At 66.1% G+C, this 1951-nt stretch carries 2 protein-coding genes; both read right to left on the reverse strand.

The window, feature by feature from the left end:
• Positions 1-134 precede the first annotated feature (134 nt).
• Positions 135-1058: a glucose-1-phosphate thymidylyltransferase RfbA gene (gene rfbA / locus ACFMBG_RS23625; RefSeq protein ID WP_421057096.1), complete on the reverse strand. Its 924-nt coding sequence runs from the start codon at positions 1056-1058 to the stop codon at positions 135-137.
• On the reverse strand, positions 1055-1903 hold the full coding sequence (gene rfbD, locus ACFMBG_RS23630; protein ID WP_421057097.1) for a dTDP-4-dehydrorhamnose reductase: 849 nt from the start codon (positions 1901-1903) through the stop codon (positions 1055-1057). The genes rfbA and rfbD overlap by 4 nt, the downstream gene beginning before the upstream one ends.
• Positions 1904-1951: the final 48 nt, after the last annotated feature.

Below are 1951 nucleotides of genomic sequence, written 5' to 3' on the forward strand. Positions count from 1 at the left end.
GCGTCCCATTCAATAGCCTCCATGCAAACATCTGTTTTGATACAGAATTTGCACTTCGGATGTGAATCCACCCCGGCTACATGGAAAGGCCCAGTAATGAACATTATGGTAAAAGCCCTCCAGTTCCGGCGGTTTCACCGGTCCTGCCGGGCCGTGCCGGCCTGCCTCAAGAGCCCTTCCAGATAGGCGCCATAGGCGTTCTTGGCGAATTTCTTCGCCCGCGCCTTCAACTGGGCCGCATCGATCCAGCCTGCTTCATAGGCGATTTCCTCCGGGCAGCCGGCCTGCAGCCCCTGGCGCTGCTCCAGCGTGCGCACGAAATTGCCTGCATCCAGCAGCGAGCCATGGGTGCCGGTATCGAGCCAGGCATAGCCCCGCCCCATGGTCTCCACCCGCAGCGCGCCTTCGTTCAGGTAGCTTTGCAAAAGATCGGTGATCTCCAGCTCGCCGCGGGGGGAGGGCTGCACCCGGCGGGCCCGCTGCGGCGCGGTGCCATCCAGGAAATACAGCCCCGTCACCGCGTAGTTCGAGGCCGGCACGGGCGGCTTTTCGATGATTTCGCGCGCCTTGCCATCCGCGCCGAAGGCCACCACGCCATAGCGCTCCGGATCGGCCACGTGATAGCCGAAGACGGTGCCGCCCGCCGCCTGGCGGTCCGCCGCCGCCAGCAGTTCCGGCAACCCGTGGCCAAAGAAGATGTTGTCGCCCAGGACCAGCGCCGACGGGCTGCCCGCCAGGAACTCCTCGGCCAGGATGAAGGCCTGCGCCAGCCCGTCGGGTGAGGGCTGCACCACGTAGGTGAGCGACACGCCCCACTGGCTGCCATCGCCCAGGAGGCGGATGAACTGGTCCTGATCCTGCGGCGTGGTGATCACGCAGATCTCGCGAATGCCCGCCAGCATCAGCACGGACAGCGGATAGTAGATCATCGGCTTGTCATAGAGCGGCAGCAGCTGTTTGGAGACCGCCATGGTGATCGGATAGAGCCTTGTGCCGGAGCCGCCTGCCAAGATGATGCCTTTGCGGGCGGAGGCTGTGCCGGGCGTGCCGTCTGTCATGAAATCTCTCCCAGATCTTTCAGAATATCGCTGAGCCCGGCCCGCCAATCGGGCTGGGGGATGCCAAAAACAGTCTCTAATGCGGAGCAATCGAGCCTGGAGTTCAGCGGCCGCGCCGCCGGCGCGGGGTAATCCGCGGTGGCGATGTCCTCAACCTCGCAAGCAATCCCGGCCCGGGCAAAGATCTCGCGCGCGACCCCCGCCCAGCTGGTCTGGGGGGCACCGGCAAAATGATAGGTGCCGGACTTGGCCGGGTCCTCAACCAGCTGCCGGGCGATTTCCAGGCAGGCCGCCGCAATGTCCCGCGCAGGCGTCGGGGCGCCAATCTGGTCGGCCACAATGGTCAGGCGGTCGCGCTCGCGGCCCAGCCGCAGCATGGTTTTCACGAAGTTGCTGCCATGCGCCGAGACCACCCAGGAGGTGCGCAGGATGGCATGGGCGCCGCCCGCCGCGCGCACCGCTTCCTCTCCCGCCAGCTTGGAGCGCCCATAGGCATTGAGTGGCGCGGGGGCATCGCCGGGCTGCCAGGAGGCTTCGCCGCTGCCGTCAAAGACGTAATCGGTGGAAACATAAACCACCGGCAGCCCGCGCGCCGCACAGGCCCGTGCAATGGCACCGGGCGCTTCCGCATTGACGGTAAGGGCCAGGTCTTCCTCGCTCTCTGCCTTGTCCACGGCAGTATAGGCGGCCGCAATGACCACAGCATCGGCACCGGTGTCCTCCACCCGTGTCACCGGGCCGTAAGGGTCGGTGAAGTCCGCCAGATTGCGACCGAGGCAGACGGTGCCGCCCTGCGCCGCCAATTCGCGGGCCAGCTGGCCGGTTTCGCCGAAGACGAGGATCATATGCGCTCTCCGAAATCTCCCGCCCGGCGGCACCGCCGGGCAGCGCCC

The sequence above is a fragment of the Leisingera coralii genome (assembly GCF_049056525.1).
Classification (GTDB): Bacteria; Pseudomonadota; Alphaproteobacteria; order Rhodobacterales; family Rhodobacteraceae; genus Leisingera; species Leisingera coralii.